At 69.3% G+C, this 24785-nt stretch carries 19 protein-coding genes; 11 read left to right on the forward strand and 8 right to left on the reverse strand.

From position 1 onward, the window contains the following. Nucleotides 1-7: 7 nt before the first annotated feature. Nucleotides 8-2914: a UvrD-helicase domain-containing protein gene (locus tag QRN56_RS13665; protein WP_285104074.1), complete on the forward strand. Its 2907-nt coding sequence runs from the start codon at nucleotides 8-10 to the stop codon at nucleotides 2912-2914. A gap of 59 nt (nucleotides 2915-2973) precedes the next feature. Here the strand turns inward: QRN56_RS13665 and QRN56_RS13670 are convergent, their stop codons facing one another. Genes QRN56_RS13670 through QRN56_RS13685 form a run of 4 tightly spaced genes read right to left on the reverse strand, consistent with a single transcriptional unit; the run spans nucleotide 2974 to nucleotide 11862 of the window. Next, nucleotides 2974-5793 carry a pPIWI_RE module domain-containing protein gene (locus QRN56_RS13670; RefSeq protein WP_285104077.1) on the reverse strand — a complete coding sequence of 940 codons (2820 nt, stop codon included), beginning with the start codon at nucleotides 5791-5793 and terminating at the stop codon, nucleotides 2974-2976. Nucleotide 5794: 1 nt separating this feature from the next. Next, nucleotides 5795-9217 (reverse strand): pPIWI_RE_Z domain-containing protein, encoded by a 3423-nt coding sequence (locus QRN56_RS13675; RefSeq protein WP_285104079.1) that lies wholly within the window; start codon nucleotides 9215-9217, stop codon nucleotides 5795-5797. Continuing rightward, complete coding sequence (locus tag QRN56_RS13680) at nucleotides 9210-10322, reverse strand: restriction endonuclease-related protein (protein ID WP_285104081.1); 1113 nt, start codon at nucleotides 10320-10322, stop codon at nucleotides 9210-9212. The genes QRN56_RS13675 and QRN56_RS13680 overlap by 8 nt, the downstream gene beginning before the upstream one ends. Continuing rightward, entirely contained in the window at nucleotides 10315-11862 is a 1548-nt protein-coding gene (locus QRN56_RS13685; protein ID WP_285104082.1) for a PD-(D/E)XK nuclease family protein, read from the reverse strand. The genes QRN56_RS13680 and QRN56_RS13685 overlap by 8 nt, the downstream gene beginning before the upstream one ends. Before the next feature lie 1123 nt (nucleotides 11863-12985). On the opposite strand from QRN56_RS13685, the gene QRN56_RS13690 reads away from it, so the two are divergent. After that, nucleotides 12986-13486: a hypothetical protein gene (locus tag QRN56_RS13690; protein ID WP_285104084.1), complete on the forward strand. Its 501-nt coding sequence runs from the start codon at nucleotides 12986-12988 to the stop codon at nucleotides 13484-13486. Nucleotides 13487-13947: 461 nt separating this feature from the next. Here QRN56_RS13690 and QRN56_RS13695 read toward each other — a convergent pair whose 3' ends face one another. Further along, nucleotides 13948-15186 (reverse strand): restriction endonuclease, encoded by a 1239-nt coding sequence (locus tag QRN56_RS13695; RefSeq protein ID WP_285104087.1) that lies wholly within the window; start codon nucleotides 15184-15186, stop codon nucleotides 13948-13950. Between the two features lie 132 nt (nucleotides 15187-15318). Between QRN56_RS13695 and QRN56_RS13700 the strand changes: the two genes are divergently transcribed. Beyond that, nucleotides 15319-15876, forward strand: coding sequence for a YcxB family protein (locus QRN56_RS13700; RefSeq protein WP_285104089.1), 558 nt, complete (start codon nucleotides 15319-15321; stop codon nucleotides 15874-15876). A gap of 14 nt (nucleotides 15877-15890) precedes the next feature. Here QRN56_RS13700 and QRN56_RS13705 read toward each other — a convergent pair whose 3' ends face one another. Further along, nucleotides 15891-16979, reverse strand: a complete 1089-nt coding sequence (locus QRN56_RS13705) for a PrsW family glutamic-type intramembrane protease (protein WP_285104091.1) — start codon at nucleotides 16977-16979, stop codon at nucleotides 15891-15893. A gap of 179 nt (nucleotides 16980-17158) precedes the next feature. Here QRN56_RS13705 and QRN56_RS13710 point away from each other — a divergent pair, with 179 nt between their 5' ends. From QRN56_RS13710 to QRN56_RS13735, 6 genes are all read left to right on the forward strand, one after another. Next, the gene (locus tag QRN56_RS13710; RefSeq protein ID WP_285104093.1) at nucleotides 17159-17470 is read left to right on the forward strand and encodes a hypothetical protein; all 312 of its coding nucleotides are present in this window, start codon (nucleotides 17159-17161) and stop codon (nucleotides 17468-17470) included. 110 nt (nucleotides 17471-17580) lie between these two features. Continuing rightward, nucleotides 17581-18207, forward strand: a complete 627-nt coding sequence (locus QRN56_RS13715; protein WP_285104095.1) for a hypothetical protein — start codon at nucleotides 17581-17583, stop codon at nucleotides 18205-18207. 61 nt (nucleotides 18208-18268) lie between these two features. Beyond that, the gene (locus tag QRN56_RS13720; RefSeq protein WP_285104096.1) at nucleotides 18269-19321 is read left to right on the forward strand and encodes a phosphotransferase; all 1053 of its coding nucleotides are present in this window, start codon (nucleotides 18269-18271) and stop codon (nucleotides 19319-19321) included. A gap of 30 nt (nucleotides 19322-19351) precedes the next feature. Continuing rightward, nucleotides 19352-19786, forward strand: coding sequence for a DUF4259 domain-containing protein (locus QRN56_RS13725; protein ID WP_285104098.1), 435 nt, complete (start codon nucleotides 19352-19354; stop codon nucleotides 19784-19786). Beyond that, nucleotides 19776-20231 carry a hypothetical protein gene (locus QRN56_RS13730; protein WP_285104100.1) on the forward strand — a complete coding sequence of 152 codons (456 nt, stop codon included), beginning with the start codon at nucleotides 19776-19778 and terminating at the stop codon, nucleotides 20229-20231. The genes QRN56_RS13725 and QRN56_RS13730 overlap by 11 nt, the downstream gene beginning before the upstream one ends. Before the next feature lie 137 nt (nucleotides 20232-20368). After that, nucleotides 20369-21106 (forward strand): hypothetical protein, encoded by a 738-nt coding sequence (locus tag QRN56_RS13735; protein ID WP_285104102.1) that lies wholly within the window; start codon nucleotides 20369-20371, stop codon nucleotides 21104-21106. 69 nt (nucleotides 21107-21175) lie between these two features. Here QRN56_RS13735 and QRN56_RS13740 read toward each other — a convergent pair whose 3' ends face one another. After that, nucleotides 21176-22123: a DUF2797 domain-containing protein gene (locus QRN56_RS13740; RefSeq protein WP_285104104.1), complete on the reverse strand. Its 948-nt coding sequence runs from the start codon at nucleotides 22121-22123 to the stop codon at nucleotides 21176-21178. A gap of 157 nt (nucleotides 22124-22280) precedes the next feature. Here QRN56_RS13740 and QRN56_RS13745 point away from each other — a divergent pair, with 157 nt between their 5' ends. Then, on the forward strand, nucleotides 22281-23063 hold the full coding sequence (locus QRN56_RS13745) for an SDR family oxidoreductase (RefSeq protein WP_285104105.1): 783 nt from the start codon (nucleotides 22281-22283) through the stop codon (nucleotides 23061-23063). Nucleotides 23064-23073: 10 nt separating this feature from the next. Here QRN56_RS13745 and QRN56_RS13750 read toward each other — a convergent pair whose 3' ends face one another. After that, nucleotides 23074-23886: an NAD-dependent epimerase/dehydratase family protein gene (locus tag QRN56_RS13750; protein WP_285104107.1), complete on the reverse strand. Its 813-nt coding sequence runs from the start codon at nucleotides 23884-23886 to the stop codon at nucleotides 23074-23076. A 134-nt stretch (nucleotides 23887-24020) separates the two neighbouring features. Here QRN56_RS13750 and QRN56_RS13755 point away from each other — a divergent pair, with 134 nt between their 5' ends. Then, the gene (locus QRN56_RS13755; protein WP_285104109.1) at nucleotides 24021-24560 is read left to right on the forward strand and encodes a hypothetical protein; all 540 of its coding nucleotides are present in this window, start codon (nucleotides 24021-24023) and stop codon (nucleotides 24558-24560) included. Nucleotides 24561-24785 lie beyond the last annotated feature (225 nt).

The raw sequence follows: 24785 nt of genomic DNA on the forward strand, positions 1-24785 counted from the left end.
TTGGTCGATGCCTTACGTCATCATTCCGTCCGACGTCCCGACGCTCGACGGAGATGTCGCCGGCAAGGCGTGGAAATTCATCGAGAAGCTCCGCCAGGACGACACCGCCCCGGGCTTGCGGATCAAGTCCCTCAAGGGCGCCGCTGATCGCCGTATCCGGACGGGCCGGGTCAACGACAACTACCGCGCGGTCCTGGTCAAGCTCACGGGGTCCGACGAGGAGCCGCGCTACATCTTCCTCGGCATCTTCAAGCACGACGTCGCCAACGAGCACGCCGCGAACCTGGTGTTCCGGCGCAACCCGCAGACCAGCGCCGCCGAGGTGGTCCGGGTCGACCTGGGCCAGGCCGTGCCGCTCGGCGGCGCGGAGGAAGCGATCGAGGAGGCGCCGACGGGGGAGCCGCAGGCCGCTGGCACCGGCGCGACGGCCCTGCCGCTGCTGCAGGCCGCCGGGGTGACGTTCGACCACATCATCGGCCTGGGGATCGACGCGAGGACCGCCTACGACGCGATCAACGCGGCGGACGAAGAGAGCCTGCTGACCATTGCGTACGGTACGTCGTCGCCGTACGAGGGGGACGCACTTCTTCTCCTCGCTGGCGGGGCGAGCGTGGACAAGGTTCGGGAGCTCTACGAGCTGAACGCACCGGAGGCCAGCGCCGGCGAGGACACCGACGACGACCTCATCGCGGCACTCGACCATCCGGTCGCGCGGATGCAGTTCGCCTATCTCACGGACGACGTCGCGCTCCGGGAGGCGATCGAGCACGAGGACTTCGCTCTCTGGCGGGTCTTCCTCCACCCGGAGCAGCGCGCGTACGTCGCGGCGTCGACGAAGGGGCCCGTTCGGCTCTCGGGCGGGGCTGGAACGGGCAAGACTGTCGTGCTGCTGCACCGGGCGCGGCACCTGCACCGGCGGAATCCCGCTGCGCGGATCTTCTTGACGACGTACACCACGACCCTCGCCACTGCTCTCAGGTCCCAGCTCTTGCTGCTGGATCCGAACATCGTCGTCGCGAAGGAGCCGGGAGACCCGGGGGTCTACGTCGGTACGCTCGACGCTGCGGCGCGTCGTCTCGTCGTCCGCGCGGAGGATCACGGGCTCGATGTGCGGCGAGCCGCGACAAGTCTTCTCGGCCGGGTGCGAGGGGAGATTGTCCCGTCCACGGACCCTGGCGTGTGGGAGGCGGTGCTGCGGGGGCGCGGCCAGGACCTGCCCGCACAGTTGCGGACGCCAGCGTTCCTCGACGCGGAGTACTCGGCCGTCATCGTCCCGCAGCGGATCGCGACGCGTGACGAGTACCTGCGCGTGCGGCGTCCCGGCCGCGGCATCGCGCTTGGGCGGGCACAGCGAAACGCCGTTTGGGAGGTGATCGAGGCTTACCGGGAGATGGCTGCGGGCGTCGGGACCACGAACTTCGACGAGAAGGCCATGACCGTCGCCATGGCCCTGGACACCGCTGCGGAGAACGGTGGTTCCCGCGTGGCAGACCACGTCCTCGTCGACGAGGCGCAGGATCTCGGGCCGGCTCACCTGCATCTGCTCCGGGCCCTGGTAGCTCGCGATGCCGACGACTTGCTGCTCGCTGAGGACTCTCAGCAGCGGATCTACGCTCCCCGGACGGTGCTGTCCCGGTACGGCATCTTCGTCACCGGCCGGTCCCGACGCCTCCAGCTCAACTACCGGACCACGTCGCAGAATCTCGGCTATGCCACGGCGGTCCTGGCGGGTCATCCGACGGTGGACCTGGAGGACAGCGTCGTCGACGACTCCGGCCTTCGGTCGGCGCGTTCCGGGCCTCCGCCGACGGTTCTCGGCTGCGAGACGCTGGAGGCGGCGTATGACGCCGTAGCTCGCGAGATTGACTGTTGGTTGTCCGCAGGGGTCGCCCACGAGACGATCGCCGTGCTTGTCTGGTCCGGCAACGAGGCGGTGACACTCACCAGGCAGCTGGCTGGGCGCGGCATCCCCGCCCAGCACGTTCGCAACCAGGACACGCCAGGGGCTGACCGGGTCGTCGTCATGACCAGGCACAGGTCCAAGGGCATGGAGTTCCGGCACGTCGTCGTCTTCGGAGCTACCGCCGAGTCCACGAGGGTTGCCGGCCGGGTCGTCGTCGGTGATCCGGCGGAGGCATTGCAGCGCGAGCGATCGCTACTGTACGTGGCGACCACTCGGGCGCGCGAGCGTGTGGTGGTCGTGTGGCACGGTACCCCGAGCGAGCTGCTGCCGGAGGCACGACCCAAGAGGGCCGCCTTCGTCGGGCAGGTCTCGGTCCAGAACCAAGTCATGCACGAGGACCTGGCCCGGGAGATGCACGACGGCGTCGGCTACGCCTTCACCGAGATCATCACAGTGATCACCCAGCTCGAGCGCGAGGTCAGGGACAACCCCGCAGTCCAGGAGAAGCTCGCCCGGCTCCGGACGGTCGTCCGGAGGGGCCATGCTGAGCTCCGGACGGTGCTGGAAGCTCTGCGGACCGGGGCTGAGGGCCTGGCCGACGTCTCGTTCGACGACCTGGGTGGGCTGTTGCAGCGGTTGCGGAACCAGGGATTCCGGATCACGAGCAGTTTCGACGTCGCGGATGGCGAGACCGCAAGCCGGATCCTGACGCGGACCTGTTACCGCATCGTGCAGGAGTCGGTCTCAAATGCCTTGGCGCACGCCGAGAGTCAGCCGATCGACATCGTGCTGCGTGGTGCCCCCGGCACCGGGGTCACGATCGTCGTGAACAACCCGCTGCCGGTCGGAGCCTCAGGTCCGCAGACCGAAGGGCGCCCGCACTCAGGGATCGCCGGGATGAGGGACCGGGCGGAGAGCCTGGGCGGTACCTTCTCCGCGGGGGCGGTCAGCGGCAGGTTCGTCGTTGACGCCAGGATCCCGTGGGAACGGCGCGAGGGAGGCGCGGGCTGAGCCGCGACCCGAGACGGGGCGGCCGGACCAGCTGATCTGCCCGGTCCGGCCGCGACGGTTCACAGGTCGAGGACACCCTGCTCGGGCTCGGGATCGCCCGGTGCAGGGTCGCCATCTTCCTTGTCCTCCCGGGCGCTCTCGGGGAAGGCGTAATCCCCCGCGCGCCTGCAGAGATCGAGGGCGTAGGGGAGCTCCCGGCCCTCCGGGTAGTCGGCCGTGAAGCGCTGCTGGTGAACGAAGGTCGCCCAGGCCGTAGCCGCGGCGGCGTCGTCGGTCGGGGCGAGACCGGCGACGGTGAGCTCGATCATCCGCGGGACGGGGGCAGCCTTGTCGGGGGACGGGGCCTTGGTGCCGTCACGTGTGAGCTTGCGCAGCGCCTTGTTGTGGGTGTTCAGCTTGCTGCTCTTCTCGGCCAGGCTGTAGAACACCCGGTTCTGCTCGCCGGCGCCCTCCGCCTGAAGGACCGTCTTGGTGAAGCCCGCGGGTTCGTCGCCGCGGGGCGTCGCCCACCACATGGGGGTCTCCAACCGGTTCGCGTCCGTCCGGACCCGGACGACCCGGAGCTGCTTGTTGTGCGTTGCCAGGCGCATCGTGTCGGGCTCGCCAAGTGAGATGCGATCTGCCTCCAGGCCGGAGTCGGTCAGCCAGGTCCACCGGGACCGGAGGTTTGCGGCCTCGGCCAGGAGCAGGAGCGGGCGGCCCTTGAGCGCGGGGAGCGTGACCCGGAGGAAGCGGGCCATCTCCTCGGTCTGCCGCTGGGCGTTGGAGAGTTCCTTGAGTCGAGGCTCGGCAGTGGCCAGCTCGCAGAGGAGCTGGTTGTAGGGGATCCAGCCCTGGCTCTCAGGGGTGCGGGCCAGGACCCGGGCCTGGTCGGGCTTCACCAGGACGGCGATCGGCATCCAAACCGCCTTCGAGACGGTGCCCGTCACATTGCGCCGGACCTGCCAGAAAGCCACCTGGTCGATCGACTTGGGGAGGCTCGGGTTCTTGGACGACGGCGGGACGAGGCTGATCCCTAGGGACCGGAGACCGTCGGCCCAAGCGGCCTGGGCACGGAAGGCGAGTTCGCCCTCGCCGCTGGTGGTGATGAACTGCGTGACCCGTCCGGCTCGGGCCGCGCCTTGGCGGACGGCGTCGTACGGGTCGCTGCGGAGGGTTGCGGTGAACTCCTTGGGCGCGAGGATCTCTGCCAGGACGAGCTCGCTCTTGAACTCCTGCGCCTCCAGGTACTCCTGCACGAGAGCGGCGCGGTCGCGGATCGCCTGCTGGTGAGCGTCGCCCCGCGCGGGTTGCGTCCCGTTGCCGAGCGGGCTGGTCAGCCGACCAGCGGAGTGGCAGACGAGGCGGACCGCAAGCCCACCCTCGCGGAAGACGACGTGCTGCGGCATGTCCATCTCGGTGGGCGCGAGCCCGAGCCAGTCGCCGGCCGCACCGAGCAGGGCTGCGCGGACGGCATCGGTGTCGGTGACGACGTCGATCCGCAGCTCGGTACCCTGCATTCCCCGCCTGAGCAGCTCGCGGTTGCGCCGGGCGTTCTCTGCGTCGTCCTCGGCGCGGCGCTCGAGGGCCGTGGGAAGCTCGACCTTCCAGACGGTGTGGTCGCGCTCGTACTTTGCGAAGTCGTCCGCGTACTTCGCCATGGCCTCCGTGTCCTCGGGGTCGGGCTTCTTCTTCGGGGGCGTGGGCTCCTTGGGGATCGAGGTGCGCTTGACGTACTGGCGCTCGAGCTTCGGCCGCCCGACGACGGCCTCTAGGTTGACGGCAGGCTCGAAGGCCTCCGGGAGAGCTGCGGCCGCCCAGGTGAGGATCCGGCGGCGCTCGTCGGGCATGATCCCGGTCTGGACGGCGTGCGGGGTCATTCGGGTGTGGTGGGTCACGGCGGCCTCGAGGCCCGTAGTTGGCGGGAGATAGGCACCGGGATCGGTCGAGATCCGAGCCGCGTCAGGGAATCGGCCGGCGACCGTAAGGCCAGCCAGGACCCCTGCCGGGCCGTTGCTCTTCCAGGCGTTGGCCCGGGTCGCCTTGTCGTACTGCAGGTAGGGGACCGCGAAGCGCGTCTGGCCGGGTCCCGCGGCGGGGTCGGTGGGTGGGCGGAGGTAGACCGAGGCGGAGGACCCAGTAGGGATGAAGAGTTTCCCGGAGGAGACCCACCGGCGGATCTTGACTCCCAGGTGCAGGCGGGGCGCCGGGTCGAACGGTGTGATCATCAGGGCGATCGTGATGACGGCCGAGTAGCGGCTGACCTTGGTCTCGCGACCCTTGCCCTTCTCGACGTGCTCCAGCGGCGGCCACGACATGAGTTCGGCCCCCTCGTTGGTGGCGACCTGGACGAACGAAAGCTCGCCGTCGTACTTCCCCTGAGCCAGGATGCGGGCGGCGACGGCCTCCGGGATCAGCCGGTACAGCACCGGGTCGACGGTGGCTGTCCCGGCCGCGTTCACCCCGACCCACGCCGGGTCGACATTGGCGGGCCGCCAGTCACCGGCGTGCGAGGCGACGTCGAGAGCCATGACCGCCTCCCGCAGCTTCGGGTAGTCGCTCTTCGTGTCGAGCCAGCCCTGCAGGTAGGTCTGCATCGTTCGCTTCAGCAGACCCGTGTCGACGGGCTCCCGGGCGTAGAGCCAGGTGTCCGCCGACGCCAGCCCCAGCTTTCCCGTGTACAGCACGTCGGGTACGAGTGCGCGGAGGGCATGGTTCAGGCGCTTCGCGATCGGCAGGCTCCAGCTCGGGTCGTGCGGCTTGCCGCCGTGGTCCCAGACCTGACGGACGACGTCCGGCCAGTGCTCGGGCATGTCGAACGAGTGGAAGCTGCCGAGCAAGTCCGGAAGCTCCGCTGTATGCCGCAGCCGGTAAGCGGCGGTCTCGACGTCGTGGGTCATCTCAGTCCCTTTCGTTGATCTCAGTCAGGGCGTCCCAAAAGGGCTGGAGCAGGGCGGCGGCGACGGTCTTGTCGGCCGGTGTCGTCGTGGTGTCCTGGGGGTCGAAGTACGGGGTGAGGATCTGCCGGAAGCGGACCAGGAGGGAGGTCCTGGGGGTGTCCTGCAGCTGATCCGGCCTGGCACCCACGGGGACGAAGGCCGCGTCGCAGAATCGCACGCGGGCCTCGACGCCGCCGCGGACGAGTCGCCCGATGACCTGCCACATCACGACGAGCTGGTCCCAGGCGAAGGAGTCCTTCTCGGCATCGCCGAGTCCGCTCCAAGCAACCTTGCGAGTCAAGTAGCGGTACCACTTGCGGCGTGCCTCCTGTCGGAACTCGCCGGCGGCGGCATCGATGGTCGGGAACCTACCGGGGAGCCAGAAGAATTCGCCGGTGAAGGGCCGGGTGTAGCGCATCGCCCAGTCGTTGATGGCATGGATGGCGAGGTTGATGTCGTCGGGCTTGTCGTGCGGGCGCACAAGGAAGTACACGGCGCCGATCGCCGCGGTCCCGTCGTCGAGGACGATGTTGTGCCCGCGTTCCACGGCGAGAAGCGGGGCGACGAGGATCTCACTGTCCAGGGCCGCGTAGTTCGCGACGTCTCCGCGACGCAAGGAGTACCAGACGTCGTCCTGGTCGGCGTCGTCGGCGATGAGGAGCGTGACCTTGTCCTTCCACCGCTTCTGGTCGTGAAGGAACTGGGCCACGGTCCGGGCCTCGTCGTAGGAGCCGGTCAGCAGGAGGAGCCGACGGCGGTCGGCAGGCAGGTCCTCGAGCTCGATCTCCAGCGGGCTCAGAGACCCGGCCAAGGTGGGGTCGGGGACCGCGAGCCCGGTGAGAAGGGCCCTCATTGCGGCGGGCCGGTCCTGCTGGCGGGTCCCGGAGATCCAGATCGCGTCACCGTTCTGGTCGTACTGAAGGTTCAGCGAGAACGACGTCCTGCGCACCGCGTCGACATTCTTCTGCGGCGGCCGGAGGATCGCGTTCACGGGGAGGCCCAGGTGGTAGCGGGTAGAGGTGCCGGCCCAACTGGTCCCCGACATGAGCATGACGTGCGGACCAGGGACGTCCTCGGACAGGCCCAGCTCCGGAAGACGGTTCAGCAGGTCGCGGCCGACGCCGTTGCAGTGGAAGAACCGCAGCGACCCGCTGTGGGCGGGTGGGCCAGGCCGCTCCTCGGTGAGCTGGAAACCCAGGATGTTCCCCATCGGGGACTCCGCCATCACGGCCTCGAAGTCCTTGGGCGGGCGGCGGGTCAGTGTGTTGGCGGCGGACTCGAGGCTGAGCTCGGCCTCGACGCTGGGCCACATGTTCGTCAAGACGGTGAGCTGGTCAGAGAGGGCGGCCAGGAGCATCGCCAGGGCGAACCGCTTCCGGTCACGCTCCGGGTCCGACGACTGGCGGAACGCCCCCCGGGTGAGCTCGGTGAGGCAGGCGTCGAGCCGGGCCACGTCCTCGCCGGACGTGAGCAGCATGTTGGTCAGGTCGACGAGCTCGGCGACCAGCCTGCCACTTTCGGTGGACCGGTCGAGCACGGGCTGGATCGGGTTGTCGCGGAAGGCGTCAAGCACGCTCTCGAAGAACTTGGCGTCGGCTTCCTGCTCGGCAGTCCGGTTCTCCTCGGGACCCGCCCAACGGCTGTAGAGACGCTGGTGCAGCGTCACGGCGGAGAAGTAGTTCGTGCCGACCCACCGACGCAGGTCGCCGGAGGTGTTAAGCATCATGTAGATCCGATCGGCCGCGTGGTGCACGACGTCGAGCGAGCCGGTCCAGCGGGAGACGAACGTGTCGGTCAGCCCCTTGCGGCCCTGCGCCGTGAGCTGGCTGATCGTGTGGCGTTGCAGCCAGTCGATCCAGGATGACTCGTCCCCGTTGCCGCAGAGCGTTTCAGCCGGCGCGAACGCGGTGTCGAGCTGGGTCTGCACCCGGTCAGCTTCGTCAATGATGATGAGGTCGCTGCGGTCGGCTGCGGCCTCGAGGTAGCGCACGTTCTCGTCGGTCTGGTGACGAGGGACGCGGGCGTGCAGGAGCCCGGGCATGGTGGCGACCCATACCGGGGCGTCGAGCAGCTCGCGGGCCGCGCGATGGCGCGGGCACACGGACCATAGGGGGCAGCCGTGCGGCTTCTTCTCCGTGATCTTCTCCCGCGGTTCCCCGGGCTCGTCGGTCGCACTCTCCGGATTCAGCAGGTCGTCGTGAGACGGGGTGTGCACCGGCTGCAGCCGTTCGCAGGGGGCCTCGGCGATCCGGAGCTGCTCGACTCCCTCGTAATTGCGCAGAGCGTCGATCGGGCAGGCGCTGGACAGGTAGTTGAAGGCGGGGTCGGAGTGGGCGAGCATCGAGGCGGCTCCGGCAGAATGCTTGCGACGATGGAGCCGCTGGAGGTGACGCTCCCGGGTGGAGCGGCCGACGATGGGGGCTGCTGTGAGACTGCCGTGCTGCAGATTGTTGAACGTCGTGGTTGTCCTCAGGCTCTCGGCGACATCGCCCACCACGATCGTCACCTTGAGACCGAGCTCGACGACGCAGTGGTAGGTGAGCAGGTGCATGATCGTGCTCTTGCCGGCGCCCACCATGCCGACCAGGTGGAAGAGGCTGTCGATCGTCAGCTCCCAGTCGGCGGCGTGGTTGAACCCGTCGTCGCTGAATGCCGCCGGCCCGTCCAGAGAGGCCACGGACATCTCGACCTCGCCGAGGCTCTTCAGCCAGTGGCGCGGTTTAGCGTCCGGGTTGGCGGCTTCGGCGGCGTCCATAACGCGTGCTGCCTCACGCAGATCGCTCAGGCTCACGGTGATCGGCTCGCCCTTGCCGGCCTTACTCAGCCGGAACGGCATCCGGGCAGGCTGGGGAAGGCCGGCCAGGGTGGCAGGGATCGTGACGCCATGCGTGTCACGACCTGTGCTGAACCTGTGCTCCCCGGCGCCGGCGATCGGAAGGGCCTTGCCCGGTGCCGGGTCCAGGCCCTCGAGGGCCCGCTCGTAGACATCGAACCGGTCCGGCGCCAGGGAAGGCCGCCGCGCTCTGGGCACCGCCTCCGCGCTGTCGAGGTCATAGCCACGGAAGTGCTGGTCCACGGCCAGGTACTGCTCGAGACGATGGGTCCACACGTACCTGCGGCGCAGGCCACTCAGGTAGTGGCGGGCCGTCCCGAGGCGCCGTCGCGTCTCCTCGGTCAGGTCCGGGACGAACGCCTGGGCATAGGGGAAGCCGCTAAGTAGGGGCCACAGGTCGATCGCCCGGGCTGCCGGGTCGACCTCGGCCAGCAGGTACAGGGCGAGCTCGACCTCGGCCAGCTCGGTTGGGCGGAGCTGGTCCGGCCGGTTCGTCGGCCAGCCGTGCAGGGCCTGGACTACAGGGCGGCTCCAGCCGCTGGTGCTACGCATTCGGACCCTCCAGGGCGGTCGTCGAGGTGAGCTTCCGGTCGACCGCCCGGAGGAAGTCTTTCTGGAACGTCACCGAGAGCGAGTCGCTACTCCGTCCCGCGGACTGCCGGGCGTAGCGGAAGCTCTCGGCGTACTGCTTGTTGGCGCTGCGGCGGTAGTCAGGAACGACGAGGAAACCGCGGTCGCGGGGCGGGGTAGAGGGAAGGCCGGCGAAGGTACGGCCCAGCACGCCGGGGTTGGCGTAGTCCTTGACGTCGACGGCCCAGCGGATCTTGTCGGGGAAGGTCACGAGCAGGTCGTAAGCGTCGTATCCGGGCCACATCTCGACCGCAAGTCCTCGTTTGCCCAGCGCGATCTCCAGGTCGATCTCGAACAGGCCGGGTCCGGTGACGAAGGTGCGCAACGGCAGGCCGAGCTGGAGAATCCCGCCTGGGACCGTCGCGTCGAGGTATCGACGAACCTTCACCGTCGTGGTCCTGCAACGGTCCAGGTCGCATTGCCAGCTGTCCCTGCCGACCGGTCGCAGGAGGCAGTGGCACCGTGCGCACTCGGCGTACTGCCTCTCCCGCCGCAGCCGTGGCGAAACCGGCAGATAGCACCGGTCCAGGAGGTCGGCGACGGGCAGCAGATCGAGCTCACCACGCTGGAGCACCAGCTCTGTCTGCGTCAGGGCTGGCCGAGTAATCAGCAGACGCCGGAACGCCACGTAGGACTCTGGGGAGTCGGCCTCCTGGCAGGCGCTGAGCGCCAGCTTGAGGATCTCGTTCTCGTACTTCTCACCGAACGGGTCTCGTCTGTTGTCTACGACCAGCTCGATGCACTCTTGGGTCGGGCTGAACGTGTCACCATGCAGCAGGACCGTCTCCGAGGTCGAGCCCGGAAGCCAGTCCTGGACGGGCCGGTCGGCGATGATCTCGATCATCTCGGGGACGCTCCCCGGCGTCCGAAAGTCGTCCTCGACGAGGGTGCGCAGTACGAAGTGGTTGTAGGCGCGCTGCACGACGTCGTCGTACGCGACCTTTCCAGGCACCTCACGCTGGGCCAGCGTGCTCACAGCGGCCGCGAGGCCGGCGAGGAAGCTCGTCTCCTCCATCGCGTCAGGCATGTTCGGTCCTCTCGTTCGCGGCGGCATCGGGGCACCACCGGGTGTAGGCACAGGATCCGCAGGCGGGGCCAGGGGCAGGCGCAAAGGCCTCGTCGTGGCGCCAGTTCTGGGCGACAGGGCCGACGACGGCGTGGGCCTGAGCCAGGAGCAGAGGGTCGGTCACGTCGAGGTAGCGCAGGTCAGGGCCGCGGTCGGTGAGGTACTCGACCTCGAGGCGGGCGACGGGCTCACCGAGCGCTCCGGCGTGGCACAGCAACACGGCCAGAGCGAGCTGGAGGCGCTTGTGCGTGTCGAACAGGTGCTTCTTGCCGCTGGGAGGGAACAGGCTTGTCGCCGTCTCACGCCAGACCAGGTCGCCGTCCTCCCGGTACAGCAGGTCAGGTCGCGCGACGACGACGCTCGAAGCTGCTGGGTCGAAGGCGACTACCGTCGCCTGGACCTGGACCTCCGTGATCTCGCAGCCACTGGCACGCGGGCAGATCTCCGCGTGGTGACCGAGCAGCTTGAGCGCGCGATCGGCGATCGCTGGAGCCGTGGGTGTTGCCTGGAGCGACGTCACCAGCTGGTCCGCCGTGCAGGCGGCAGGATCGCCTGTGCCGTGGGCTCGGTTCAGGACATCGTCGACCACACGACCGACCTCGATCGGCGCCGACTCCTGCGCGTCGCTCGACAGGTGAATCGCCGACAAACGAGCCTGTCGAGGACAGGCCACGTGGTAACGCAAGGTGGTGCCCGAGACCTGGCGAAGCGGTGCTCCGGGTGCAGAGACCCCCACTATCCCGGACGATCGAGGCACTCCGTCGCAGCTGTCGAGCGATTTGCAAGAGACGCAGTCACGCCCGGGTGAGGCAGGGCCTCCCGTGGCGACCTGGACCGCGACTGGTCGTCCGGCCTCCTGGTACAGGGCCCTCGCCTTGTCCGGCGTCCCATCGAAAAGCTCGACCATCGAACCGTCGAGCAGTCCGACCTGTCGGATAGAGACCCTGGTCGGAGAAGGGCCCGGCGAGTCGATAGGCCGGAATCGCTCGCTCCACGGTGACGGCCAGGACGACAGGGTCCCGAACGCGGTCGTGAACGCGGCGATCGCCACCTTCGACCGCGCAGGCGGACGAGCGGAGACGGTCGACATGACGGGAAGTACCAGGACCCGCAGGCTTCCGGTGCTGTCGGTGTACCCGCGGCCCCACGCGTACAACTCTCGGAGATCTGCGGGCGAAGTCCCGCTCTTGACCCAATGCCCTGACAGTGGGTGCAGGCCCTCGGCCACGAGGTCGGGGTAGGTCGTGACGGCGTTGGTGATCCAAGCGATCTCGGCGGGACCGAATGTGCCTTGCCCAGCCGCCAGAGCAGGCAGGTCGCCGGGCCACGGACGTTCCTTGCCCTCGATCTGGTCCAGCACCCCGAATACAGCCGGGATGAGGGAGCTGCTCTGGCGCTCCTTGCGCCGGCGGGGCCGTTGGCCGACTTTCTCGTTCACACGCGTCTTCGCCTGCAGGAAGCGGGCGCACGTCCCGTCGTCGGATCCGTGGCCCGCGTTCACGCGAACGATCGGGAGCAGTGTGCGTACAGGCCTGGAGCCGGTGCCGTCGGAGCTCCGGCTACTTGGTGACGTACCAGGCATGGAGAGAAGCTCTGGGCGGCGATGCGGGAAGGCGGTCGGTGGCATGGCCGATCCAGAACGAGCCTCAAATACCTCGGACATCATGCTCCTCAGAAGTTGCGGTGCGGCGTCTGGTCATCGGCGATGATGGATGGGCGCCCGGGTCCTGAGGACTCCGTGTTGCGCCCGGCACGATGACGATCCCCCATTTAGCTCAGGAGCGGCATCACCCGAATGGGTAGATCTGCTCGCCCGGTCGGGTGTAGCCCGAGTGTGGACTCACCTGATCGGGTGATGTGGGCTTGGCGGCAGATGGGCGCCAGCGCGGCTTGCCGGGTGATTCAACGCATTGCATTCCAGCCGGAATACCCTCGTGACGTGCACATGATCCGGCCGAATCGATGGTGATCCCCGACCAGCAACACGACGAACGTGCGCGCCGGGATGGTGCCGGCCGGGTTGCGTAGGAAGACCACGAACGCGTAGGACTCGGTCGGGCGCGAGACCCAACATTTGATGTCGTGACCTGCCGACGCCCACAGGGCATGGTGCGGCGGTGGTGGTGATCTGCTGGATGCGCGAGCCGCGTGCTTCGGTTCCCGCGATCCCGACCAGCGCCCCTCTTCCCAACCGATCGCCTCAAGCATGCGCGAGCGGGCGCGGGAGTGGCGAGGATCATCTGCTCGTGTGCAGTGCCGGAGGAGGCCCCCCCTCAGGTCCAGGTCCGGGCACCGCCGCCAGCCGCCTGCAAGACAGTACCGGAGACACCCCCGCACCCTCGTGCATGGCAGCACCGCAAACTGGACCATCGGAGCGTCACGCCCCAGGCCCTCGCGGCCTGAAGCTCTCCTGGTCGGCGACTAGAGTTGGCCGCACGGAAAGGAGTCACACCAGACATCGTCGCCCAGGTGCACAGAGCTGCGGCAAAGTGGGTGTGGCCGTTGTGAGTCCGGAAGCCGTTCCTGTCGAACGTTGCGTACTGGAATGGGCTGAGTCGCCTGTCGATTATCCAGGCCTTAGGAGGTTGGTTAGCACGTCTTGGTGGGAACCTCTTATCGCCCCAGTGTCAACCCTGATCGGTGTGGTTGTTACCATGGCGTTCAACGGTCGTGCACAAACGTTGAGATTGCGAAATGAGTCTGAGGAGTCGGCTCGCGAAAGGGGGGAGGTAGCTGCGCGAGACGATCGGCGGAGATACATCGATGAGCGGCGCTCGATTTATCTGAGGTTCTCGAGCACGGTAGATGAGTGGATGATCGAATCACAGGCGGCAATACTTCTCGAAGAAGAGGAGGGCCCAGGCTCGGATCTGAGCGAGGTCAGGCAAAGATGCGAGGAGCTTGGGTCCCATGTCAGGGAACATCTCAATGAAATGACGCTGATTTGCCCGTTGCAAGTCCTTGAGGCGGCCGGTGAGGTGAATTTTGCGATCAACGCTGATTCGGCGAAAGCTCCACTCGAAGTGCAGCCGCTTCTTCTCAAGTTTCTCTTCGAATGTCGCCGGGATCTGATTGGTGCCGCCTCATGGCCAATCGTCGAGGGCCCGCGTCCGAACAGTAATTGACCTATCGGTAGCGATGAGACCCCGCCTGCGCTGACACAGTCCGTAGGGCCCGCGTGTCGCTTCGGTCCACTTCGTACCGGATCATATTCCCCCACCTGTCACCCGGGCGCTGTCCTGGTTCGGGCAGGACCCCTCAAACGGTATTCGCTCCCGCATTGGCGGGCCGTCCCTAAGCGAGAACTGGTCGCAGCGTGAGCAGCGCTTGCCGCACAGAATCTGGCCGCCTACGAGCGCCTGACATGTCTCATTGGGATCAGCGCTGGTGTCGCACGGTTCGAAGTGGCACGCAGCAGGCACGCCCCACCCGCGCTAACCTACAAACCGCAGAATTCCAACGATCCACCCCGCCAGAACCACATGATCAACTTCTAGTTGCTCCGTGACCGTCGTGAGGTCGGCGCGAGTTTCTGCGAACCAGATTCTCTAAGGTTTGCTCGCGGCGTCACCGGCCATGCACTCCGTCACGCCTTCGGCGCTGGCACTCCTGCTGTCAATCCGTCCTGGAGAGTCGCCTCGACGACGCTTCGCTCGATGGGGTACTCCGCGCTGAGGAATGCCTCCAGGGCTTCGGGTCGTGTCAGGCTGCGCCGCTTCATGGACTCGACGATGTCCCGCCCGGTGATGAATACGACCGGATGCTGATCCTCACGGATCTCGCTGTACGCCTGCTGGCTGATGAACGACGTCGTGACGAAGACACCGAACTCCCGGTGCTTGAGCCGTGAGATGAGGCGGCTGACCATCTTCACGCCAACACCGGTATCAAGCCCGTAACACTTGGCTTCAAGCGCGAACTCGAGCCTGACCGGGTCTGTTGCAGGACCCAGCCGATAAGTCCCGAGCGCGTCACGGCCACCGTCCCGGCTCGGGCGGGTGACCTCGACTGCTTCGACGTTGTTGTCGGACCTTGCCCAGACACTCGCTGCGAAGTGCTCGAACTGGATCGGGTCGTGGCTGAAGTGCCGGTAGATGGTTTCGAGGATCCATAGGTCGCCAGCGAGCGGGAGCTGCTCTTCCTTGGTGCGGATCGCGATGGTCCTCGGCGCTTCAAGGGCGCGGTAGGACCGGCTCTTCACCCATGCTCGCCACTCCGGTGGACAGGCGTCTCCGAGCGGGTCGCGCGCGAGGATCTGGTCGATCCATGAACGCGTGACGGCTGGCGTGTCCAGCATCGTGAAGTGGGCGCGGTAGTTCTGGAATCTCCGGTCCCGTGTCGTTCGCCAGACCGCGACGAGTTCCTCGTCGCTCTCCAGGCGAGGGGAGCCGGGGGCGAGAAGCCCACGGAAGACGACGTCCCTGCCTGACGACTTCTGGAACAGGAGGAGTGGCGGCACTGCTTCTCTGTCGGTGGCGTCGCCACGCGACCAGTCAAAGATGTCTCGCAGGAGCAGGTTGCCCTTCCTCTGCGTCTCGTGGAGACCGCTCCCGGGCTTGCGGTTGTCGCCGTAGTACGTGAAGTCGCCGGTGGTCGGGTCAAGCTGGTCGGGCCAATCAGTCTCTTCGCCCGAGGTGTACAGGACGACGAGGCGTACATCCTGCTTGTCGACGCTGCCCTTATATCGGAATCCCCCCTGGTTGCCCACCGGTAGGAGCTTCCCGATGGGATCGTCTCCCATGTTGCCCTTCGACCCACCCTGGTAAACCCTGTCCAGCACGAGGTCAGCCATGTGGAGATCGGCGAAGAACACGCTCTCTGACATGCCGTCATGCTGGCACATGTGTCGTGAACAGTGTGGCAGTGCCCGGTCTTGCGACCCGCGAGGCGCACCTCACCCGCACATTCACCCCGCTCGCCGGCCAACGGCAAGTCCGCGATGGTTACGCTGCGCCGCGTGACACTAGACGACCACACGGCCGGCACCACATTCGCGGCAGCGTACGATTTCGCGCCCGCACAGTCGGATTACGCCGATCTTCTCCGCAGCATGCCCCAGCTGCGGATCTTGAAGGCGTTCGTTTGGTTGATGCTCGCGCTGCTCGCAGTTGCCGTCCTGATGAGCTTCTTCCTCGTCCGCGATGATGGCCAACCCGCCATCGACTTGGTAACGCTCCTGCCCCTCACCGTGGCTGCCGTCGCGGCCACACTGTTTGCCTTCGGGTACGCGCGCTTTGGCGGCATGGCCGTCTGGCGCAAGCCGCAGAACCGCGAACCCGTACACGCGGTCTTGGACAGCGAAGGCTTCCGTCACGAGGGCCCGAGTGGCAGCCAAGCCTTCACGTGGAGCGTGGCCACGCGCGCACTGGAGACGAACGAGGCGTACTACGTCTATGTGCCAAACGGAGTGGCCTCACTCATCTACTGGCTGCCCAAGCGGGCAGTGCCCCTTGATGACCAGGTATCTGTCCGAACTCACATCCAGGCCCACGTCCCGCGGTACCTGGTTCGCTGAGGCGGAGTACGACGTCACGAGCCGTGGCGACGGGGCAACCGCCTCGGCGTCCACCCCCGACTCACCACCCCAACCAGCTGCGGCGGCACCGACTTCCGCGCCCACGCCCGGAACACCACGTACATCACCACCAGCAGCACCCACCGCAGCACCACCGCACCAGTACTAGCCGCGGGGTTGTCGCAGAACGCCGTCGCCGAGCTGTCGTTGAGCGAGTGCACCACCATCACCAGCGCGATCCCGCCCAGCGCGCCCCACGTACCGCGCCACCCGTACAGATGCCACAGTCGCCACGCGATCGCCACGGCGATACCGGTCCACAGCCAGTGCAAGGGCGACACCGTGAACACCCGGAAGATCTGCTCCTGCACCACCGCCGCGGGCGTGCTGTCGAGCGTGCCGGTGCCGCAGAAGTTCGGCCCGGACGCGGCCGCCGTCTCGTAGGCGTACTGGGTGGTCTCGGTGATCGCGAAGCCGAAACCCGACGCCAGGCCCACCGCGATGCCGGCACGCGGGTCGCGGTACCGGCCCACCGCGAAGAGGAGCAGCGGCACCAGGAGCTTGGTCCCCTCCTCGACGACCCCGACCCACGCGGTCGCCGTCACGATCCCGGCGCCGTTGATGATCCAGGAGTTGATGTTCGCGGCGACCAACAGCACGGCGCCGCTGGTGCCCACGGCCACCGCCAGGACCGTGACCGGGCCTACGACGTCGTCCAGCGCGAGCTGGCGGTTCACGAACCGGTAGAAGGCCCAGCAGACGCCGGCCATGCCGAGCAGGCTTGCCACACCCATCACGTGGATGTTTCCTGACGACTGGTACACGATCGACCCGGCCGCCAGGACGACGACGGCCGCCACGAGGTACCAGACCCACGAGCCCCAGAACCGTCCGCGGAAGTGCCGACCCTGTGCCGCAGCCGGGCCGCCGTCGGCCACCTCGCCGGTCCAGGCGCGGCTGTCCCAGAATCGCTGCCGGGCCAGCCGGGTGCTCGGGTCCGGATACCAGCCGGCCGCGGGAACGCCGTCCCGGGGCCGGGCAGCGACGAAGGCACCCGCCGTGCCCGCCAGGAACAGGACCGCGCCCACCACGACGAGTGTCATGACTGGAGAGAATCAGCAGAGATGCTCGTGCGCCATCGGAATGGCCAGTCGGTGCGGTGAGCGGCCGAATTCTCGTGCGTCCCCCAACCCCACCGACCTACAGTTCATACATGGTGAGCAGCGCGAGCGGGTACCGACCCCGCCCCCTCAGGCGGGAGTTGTCCTGAGACGAGGTACCCATGGCGTTCCGACGCTTCTACCGCCGCACCTTCCTGAACCGCCGCGGCCACCACGCCGGTGCATACGCGCTGGCCGACATCACCACCGAACCCGGCTTCACCCCGGACGACCAGTCGACGCGCGTCAGCGCACGCCTGACCATCGCTGATTGCGGCCGCGTCGTCACGCTCGACCTCGACGCCGACACCCCGGCCGAGGCGCGGAACGCCCTGCACAAGGCCCGCCTGCTGCGCGACATCCTCGACCAGTCCGTCGACGCCCTCGAACGCGCCGTTGAAAACGCCGGCTTGTCAAAGGGCCAGAAGGGGTGAACAACGCACGTCACGCCTTCCTCGCCAAGAACCCGCGCCGTCCCGCTCTTACGATCGAATCAGCCCGCGGCAACAGAAGAAACCGTGGAAACGCTCGACGAGGAGCGATCATGTCTGATGAGACCCACACGGAGATCGACCCGCTCACCCGGCTGAGGGAGATCACCTCGGTCCGCGCCGACGGTGACGTGCTCGACCAGCTCACAGCGGCCGGACTGGTCGACCTGGGAGACGGCCTTCCCGTGCGCGACGTCCTCTACGAGGCCGAACGTGACGGCACGAACCTGGCCGCGACCTTCGTCGAGGAGGAGGACGACGACGCCACCGCCCTCGACGCCACACCTATCGGGCAGCTCAACCCCCGCCAGTCCCGCCGAAGGCTCTCGGCCGGGCGTGTGCTCGGCATGTACGTCCAGGACTGCCTGATCAACACGGAGGCGGAGCCCGCGTACCACCGGCTCCCGAGCTTCTCCTCGCACAACCCGTACCACATCGTCTATCTCTTCAAGTTCCCGCCGAACCAGGCGCGCACCGTCAACGTGACCCTCCAGGTCTACTCGGCGGGCACGGTCCGCATCTCGGGCACGAACAGCCCTGCCGTGCTCACCGTGGGGCAGAGCTCCTTCCCGCTCATGGTTCCGGTCGGCGTCAGGACGACGACCGAGGGCTTCGCGAGCATCTTCATCCAGCGCAACGGCGAGGTCGGGTTCGACTGGTTCTCGGCCGTCGTCTTCTGACGGGAAGCCGTCCAGAAATTCCGTTGGTGCCGTGTCGCCTGCTCCGGCAGGCTGCACTGGCATGACCCGCCTGCGCCCCACCTGGCCCGACCTGCCCGCCTCGATTCGGACGGCGATCGAGGCTCGCCTGGGCGCGAAGGTCACCTCCTGGGTCTCGCACGACGGCGGATACTCGCCCGGCCTGGCCAGCGTGCTCACCACCGAGCGCGGCCCGGTCTTCGTCAAGACCGCCGCCCCCGGCCAGACCGAGGCGCTGCGACTGCACCGCAAGGAGGCGGCCAAGACCGCCAGCCTGCCCGCGGGCGTGCCGTCGCCCGCGTTCCTGTGGTCGCTCGACGTGCCGGGCGGCGGTGGGCTCGCCGACGTCGTTGGGTCGGACGGCGGGGACACCGCCGTCGAGCCCGATGCCGCCGTCAGCCCTGAGGCCAGCCCGGACGCGTCCGCCGAATCCGAGCAGTGGGCCGTCCTCGCCTTCGAGCCCGTGGACGGCCGCGCGGTGCGCACCGCGCCGTGGGACCTGGACGACGTCGACCTGCTGGCCCGCCTCGCCCTGGAGATCGGTGAGCATCCGGCGCCCGACGGCGACGTGTTTCCCGACTCCGCCGAGCACGTCCGGTCGGAGGCGCAGGCCCTGGCCGACGAGCGCCCACAGGGGTTGGCGACCTACGACCCTTGGTTCGCCGAGCATCTCGACCTGATCGCGCGGGTCGCCGCCCCGGAGCGGCAGGCCGAGGCAAGCGCCGGTGATCGGCTGGTGCACGCCGACTTCCGGGCGGACAACGTGCTGATCCTCGGCCCGGACGAGCAGCGGCGAGGCGTGGTGGTCGACTGGCCGCACGCGGCACGGGGTGCCGCGTTCCTCGACGTCGTCGGGATGCTGCCGGCCATGCACGCGCTGGGCGGACCCGCGCCGTCGGAGGTGCTGGACCGGACCCCGCTCCCGGCCGGAACCGACCCTGAGGCCGTGGTGACCCAGGTCGCGGTGCTGGCGGCGTACTTCGTGCACGGTTCGCTCCAGGCGCCGCCGCCCGGCATCCCGCACCTGCGCCAGTTCCAGCGGGTGCAGGCCGAGGCCAGCATCGCCTGGCTGCGGGAGCTGATGCGGGCAGGCTGAGTGTCAGTGGCTCCGCGTAGGTTCCCGGCCATGGGTACATGGAGCACCGAGATCCTCGGCAACGACAGTGCGATGGACACGCTGGGCGACCTCGCGGCCGGCGAGTTCTCGTTCACCGAGCTGGCCGCGGATCTGCAGGACGACTACATCGACAGCAGCGCCGGGGACGCCGTTCTGGCGCTCATCGAGGTGGCGCTGGCGGTGCGCGGGTTGCGCGAGCTTCCGGAGGACGACGTCGCTGACGCGGCCCGCATCGTGCTCGACGACGATCGTGCCGCCTGGCTGCTGACCCAGTCGGACCGAGTGCTCAGCTCCGATTCGGAGGTGTTCGAGCTCTGGCAGGAAGCCAGCGACCAGTCGTTCCGCGAGTGGCTCGGCAGTGCGGAGGCCGCGGTCGCTGATCTTCGGCGGGCACTGGAGGCTTCGGCGGGCGTCGAGACCCTGGAGAGCGCTCATGACAACTGACCGCCTCGACCCCACGGACACGGCAGAACCTGACGACGAAGACCTCGGACCGAAGCACCCTGCGTTCGCCGCCCACTTTCGCGACCCGATCTACGACGACGAGGGCGACGACTTCGCACCGTTCGGCAACGACGAGGGGTGGGACACGCTCGTCGAGGCCGCCAAGCGGGTCGACGAGCTGGACGGCAGCACCACCCTGGTGCAGATCGACCCCGAGTGGTTCGAGGACGAGGCTGCCGTCGCGGCGGGCCTCGACGAAGACGACATGGACATGGCCGACTTCACCATCGGCGCGGGCTTCGCGCTGCTGCGCCTGACCGGGCAGATCGACGACGTCGGCCGCGGGCTGGTGCTGAGGGCGCTGGACGCACGGGACCGGCTCCAAGGACCGCAGCCCGAGACCGAGCGGCTGCGTGCCGACCTGCTGTCCTTCGATCCGGACTGAGCTGTGAGGCGCTGCCGTGAGAGGCGGCCCGTCACGGCTGCGCCGCCTCCCTCGGCGGCAGCCGGCCACGGTTCCGCCCCGGGCGCGGCCAGTCCCGCCCGGCACACCGCCGCCCGGGTTCTGCCAGGATTCCCCTCGTGACCAGTTACTTCGCCCGGTACCGGGCCGGGGAGCACGACGACGTGTGGCGCGACCTGCGTGCCCTGGGGCTGACGGCGTTCGACGAGCAGCACCGCGAGGACGCGCAGGCCGTAGCCCGCGAGATGGCCGTGCGGGCGCGCCGGAACGTGGAGACGATCGTCGACCGGCTCCAGTCCGACGGGTTTGTCGCCGCGGAGAACGACGACGAGATGACGCCCCGTCCGGCGCACCTCCCGCCGTCGGCCGGCGCCGCCGACCTCGCCGAGTGGCTGGAGGAGACGTTCGCGCCGTTCCCGATGACGGTGTCGGCGTGGATCCGCGAGGTCGGGGACGTGTGGCTCGTGGGCGAGCACCCGCGGTGGGCCGCGAGCGTGCTCGCGGACCCGCTCGTGGTCGAGTTCGAGCACAGCTTCCACGGCGGCGGCTCGCGCGAGTACTACGAGGGCGAGTGGGAGATGTGGCGTGAGGACGCCGACGACGACTCCCAGCCGTTCCAGCTCGACTTCGCCCCGGATGCCCTGCACAAGGCCAACATCAGCGGCGACGGCCCGTACGGGATCCAGCTCCCGGGAGTCGGGGTGGACGGGCTGGTCGGCCCGACGCTCTGGTTCGTGGACGACCTCAACACCGCGTTCGCGGCCGGCGGGTTCCCCGAGGCCCTGTACGCGGAGGGATACGTCGACCCGCCTGAGGGTCTGCGCGAGGGCCTGGCCCGGGACCTGCTGCGCCTCTGACCTGCTCGCACCGCCGGACCCGCCGCGCTCGCGGCAGCGCCGCAGCCGTCGCCGCGACGCCGCGACCCATCAGAAGAGCGCGTCCTGCTCCACACCAGCACCCGCCCCGCCCGGCGCGCTGACCGGAGACGTGCTCGCCGTCCCGGGCACCGCCGGATCGGCCCGGGTCAGGTCCCAGCCCTCCAGCAGCCCGGTGTCGACCAGCAGCACACCGCCCGACGTCGTGCGCCCCGGCGTACTCAGGTACACGTCCCGCCCGATCCGGCAGGTCACCTCGCCCGTGACCGTCGTCCCCGGCCGCAGCGGGTCGAGCTGCCCCGCGGGCGCCAGACCGCCCTCGGGCAGCCCGTATGTCGGGGTATGGTCCAGCGCCGACGTCGGGTCCCACGCCTGCCCGGGCGGCCAGTCCAGCCCGGCCGCCTGCCCGACGACGGCGGCCAGCTCGGCCGCGCGGGACGTCGTCGTCCCCGGTGCCCAGCGGGCCGCCCGCTTGCGCGCGGTGTGCACCTGCTGCGGCAGGCCGAGCGCCGCGGTGAGCAGGGACTCGCACCGCCGTGCGGAGACCAGCGTGCCCGCCGAGAGGAACAGCGACGACAGCGCGCCCTGCTCCAGGAGCCGGGCCGGCCCGCGGGCCGAGGCTGTGATGCCCGCCTTGATCACGCTCCCGTGGTGGGCGAGGTAGACGCGGAACTCCCGTGGGTCGTCCAGTGCGGTGTCGGTCGCGACCGACCGGGTGCGGGCGATCGCGGCGCACGACTCGCACTGGCCCGACTTCGCCGCGGCGTCGATCCGCGCCTCCGCCACGCACGGCACGCGGCGCCCGTCCCACCACAGGCCGAGGCAGCGCCGGTCGGCGCCGACCCGCAGCCCGAGCGGTGCCCCGACCTCCAGCGCGCTGCTCCGCGTCGCCCCGGCGGGGGAGAGCCACTCCAGCGCCGCACCGCCGTCGGCCCAGGTCAGGCCGGTCGGCCGCCAGGCGGGCGGGGTGGTGCTCGGCGTGGTGCGTTCGTCGGACACGGCACGACTCTAGAGCCAACCGAGGGGCGAGCCGAGAGGCCCGGAAAGAGGGATGACCGAGCCGATCACCGCCTCCCGGTACACGATGGGTCTCTGGGCGGTCAGCACTGGTCACGCCGCAGCGCCGCGGCATACCGGCCGGAGGGGAGAGTCGAGGATGACGACGATCGTTGTGCTGGGCGGCACCGGCACCATCGGCACCCAGGTGGTCCAGCTCCTGCGAGAGCGGGGCGACGACGTCCGGGTCGCGTCGCGCGCCACCGGCGTCGACCTGGTCACGGGGCAGGGCCTGCGCGAGGTGCTGGACGGCGCCCGGGTGGTGGTCGACACCGCCAAGCCCGGCTCGCTGGACCCGGCCCGCATCGACGAGTTCTTCGCCCGTGCCGGGGAGAACGTCACGCGGTCGGAGCGCGAGGCGGGCGTGGGACACCACGTCATGCTGTCCATCGTCGGGTCGGACCGGGCGCCCGACGTCCCGTTCTACGCGGCGAAGGTGCGGCTCGAGGATGCCGTCCGCGGCGGCGACGCGCACTGCACCATCCTCCACGCGACCCAGTTCTTCGAGTTCGCCCCGGCCATCGCCCGGGCCTCGACGGCGCCGGAGGGCGGGCCCGCCCGGATCGCCCCGCTGCTGGTGCAGCCGGTCGCGGGGGCGGACGTCGCCGCGGAGCTCGTCCGGCTCGTGAGCTCGCCGCCGGGCATGACCGACCTCGACCTGGCGGGACCCGACCAGTACGAGCTCGACACCTTCGTGCGCGAGGCGCTCTCCCGGCTGGGCGCGGCCCACGCCGTCGTCCGCGACCCGAGCGCGACGTACTTCGGCGGCGTGGTCGACCGCCGCGCGCTCCTGCCCGAGCCCGGCGCCCGGATCGCGCCGACGGCGCTGCGGGACTGGCCGGCCGGGGCCGAGCACCGCGCCGGCGTGTCCGCCCACGGATGAGCTCAGGCGGTCACCACTCGCCGCCCAGCGGGTGGTCGTCGTCCGCGAAGATGCCCGCGAGCGCCCCGTCGCGTTCCGGGATCGGCGGTGCGACGCCGTCGCGCTCGGTCGCGCGGCGCACCCCGTCGTCCTGCGGGTGGAAGCCGATCGCGTGACCGGGGCCGAGCGGGAACCAGCCCGGAGCGTTGTCCGAGACGCCCCAGACGATGTGGTGCCCGGGCCGGTCCAGGGCGGCGACGGCCTCGACCAACCGGGCGGCGTCGGCGGGGGACAGCCACTCCGCGACCGACCGGCCCTCGCGGACGTCGTCGCTGAAGGCGCAGATCCGCGCGCTCACCACGGTCATGCCGAACCGGTCGGCGTAGACACTGCCCAGCGCCTCGCCGGCCGCCTTGCTCACGCCGTAGAACGTGTCGGGGCGCGGGACGAGCACGTCGGTCGCCCCGGCCTCGTCGGGCGTCGCGTAACCCACCGCGTGGATGGTGCTCGCCATCAGCACGCGCGGGACGCCGCCGCGGTGCGCGGCGTCGAGCACCTTCTGGGTGCCGTCGATGTTCACGGCGAGGATCTCGGGCCACGGGCGCTCCCAGGGGTGGGCCGCGAGATGCACCACCAGGTCGGCGCCCCGGACGGCGTCGTCCAGGGTGGTGGGGTCGGTGATGTCGCCCGTGAACCACCGGTCACGGGCGTCGCGCTCGGCGGGCAGCGCCCGGTCCAGCAGGCGCAGCTCCCGTCCGGGACGCCGCAGCAGCGGCGTGATCGCGCGGCCGATCCGGCCGGCCGCTCCGGTGATCGCGACCACCTGTGGTGCGTCGTTCGACATGCTCGGGCTCCCTCGTCCGGTCGGCGTTCTGACGAGAGGGTAGGGGATCGGGCGGCGGACGCCCGCGACGACCTGCGGTGACACGGGAGGGCGGCACGAGAGCCGCACGATGGCGCCACGAGAGAATGACCCGCATGAGCACCCCGCGCCGCGCCCCGCACCCGGATCTCGAGACGATCACCCCCGAGGAGCGGGAGAGCTTCGCCGAGCGCCTGCGTGAGCGCGTCTACGTCACGTTCGCCTCGCTCGCCGTCATCCTCACGCTGCTGGCCCACGCTCACGGGCTCGGCGCCGGGACCGCGGCGGCGTCGCTGACCATCACCGCCGTCGGCACCGTGGCCGCCGCCTGGCTCGCCGAGCTCATCTCCCACCTCGCCGCGCACGGCGGGTTCCCCGACCGGCACCACCTCGCGGCGATGACCCGGACCAGCGGCGGCGCCCTCCTGACGCTCGTCATCCCGCTGCTCGCCCTGGCCGCCGCCGGCCTCGGCTGGTGGGAGGTGACCACCGCCCTGCGCGTGGGCGTCGGCGTGCTCATCGCCACCCTGGTGCTCATCGCCTGGCTCGGCATCCGCCGCACCAAGCTGCCCTGGCTCGCGCGCATCCTGGCGCTCGGCGTGCTCGCGGCGCTCGCGGTCGGCGTGGTGGGGCTCAAGCTGCTCGCGCACGGCTGAGCGCGGAGCGGCGGGGACGACGGCGTCCCGCGGCGTCGGCCCGTGGCGTCGGAACCGGTGCCCGAGTCGATCACTTTCGGACATCTTGTTGACGTGAACATTTCGCGGGTGCCAGCCTGTTGCGCGGCGGTCCCGCAGGGCCCGCCGGAACGCAGGGTCGCGTTCCGCGAGGCCGGCGCCGTCCGTCCTCGCACGTCCACAGACTTCGAGGATGAAGGAGACGGA

Source organism: Promicromonospora sp. MEB111, from assembly GCF_030209445.1.
Classification (GTDB): Bacteria; Actinomycetota; Actinomycetes; order Actinomycetales; family Cellulomonadaceae; genus Promicromonospora.

Coding starts and splice junctions, on each gene's coding strand:
- QRN56_RS13665 (WP_285104074.1), top strand. CDS start 8: ATGCCTTACGTCATCATTCCGTCCGACGTCCCGACGCTCGACGGAGAT.
- QRN56_RS13670 (WP_285104077.1), bottom strand. CDS start 5,793: ATGACCCACGACGTCGAGACCGCCGCTTACCGGCTGCGGCATACAGCG.
- QRN56_RS13675 (WP_285104079.1), bottom strand. CDS start 9,217: ATGCGTAGCACCAGCGGCTGGAGCCGCCCTGTAGTCCAGGCCCTGCAC.
- QRN56_RS13680 (WP_285104081.1), bottom strand. CDS start 10,322: ATGCCTGACGCGATGGAGGAGACGAGCTTCCTCGCCGGCCTCGCGGCC.
- QRN56_RS13695 (WP_285104087.1), bottom strand. CDS start 15,186: ATGTCAGAGAGCGTGTTCTTCGCCGATCTCCACATGGCTGACCTCGTG.
- QRN56_RS13705 (WP_285104091.1), bottom strand. CDS start 16,979: ATGACACTCGTCGTGGTGGGCGCGGTCCTGTTCCTGGCGGGCACGGCG.
- QRN56_RS13710 (WP_285104093.1), top strand. CDS start 17,159: ATGGCGTTCCGACGCTTCTACCGCCGCACCTTCCTGAACCGCCGCGGC.
- QRN56_RS13715 (WP_285104095.1), top strand. CDS start 17,581: ATGTCTGATGAGACCCACACGGAGATCGACCCGCTCACCCGGCTGAGG.
- QRN56_RS13720 (WP_285104096.1), top strand. CDS start 18,269: ATGACCCGCCTGCGCCCCACCTGGCCCGACCTGCCCGCCTCGATTCGG.
- QRN56_RS13725 (WP_285104098.1), top strand. CDS start 19,352: ATGGGTACATGGAGCACCGAGATCCTCGGCAACGACAGTGCGATGGAC.
- QRN56_RS13730 (WP_285104100.1), top strand. CDS start 19,776: ATGACAACTGACCGCCTCGACCCCACGGACACGGCAGAACCTGACGAC.
- QRN56_RS13745 (WP_285104105.1), top strand. CDS start 22,281: ATGACGACGATCGTTGTGCTGGGCGGCACCGGCACCATCGGCACCCAG.
- QRN56_RS13750 (WP_285104107.1), bottom strand. CDS start 23,886: ATGTCGAACGACGCACCACAGGTGGTCGCGATCACCGGAGCGGCCGGC.
- QRN56_RS13755 (WP_285104109.1), top strand. CDS start 24,021: ATGAGCACCCCGCGCCGCGCCCCGCACCCGGATCTCGAGACGATCACC.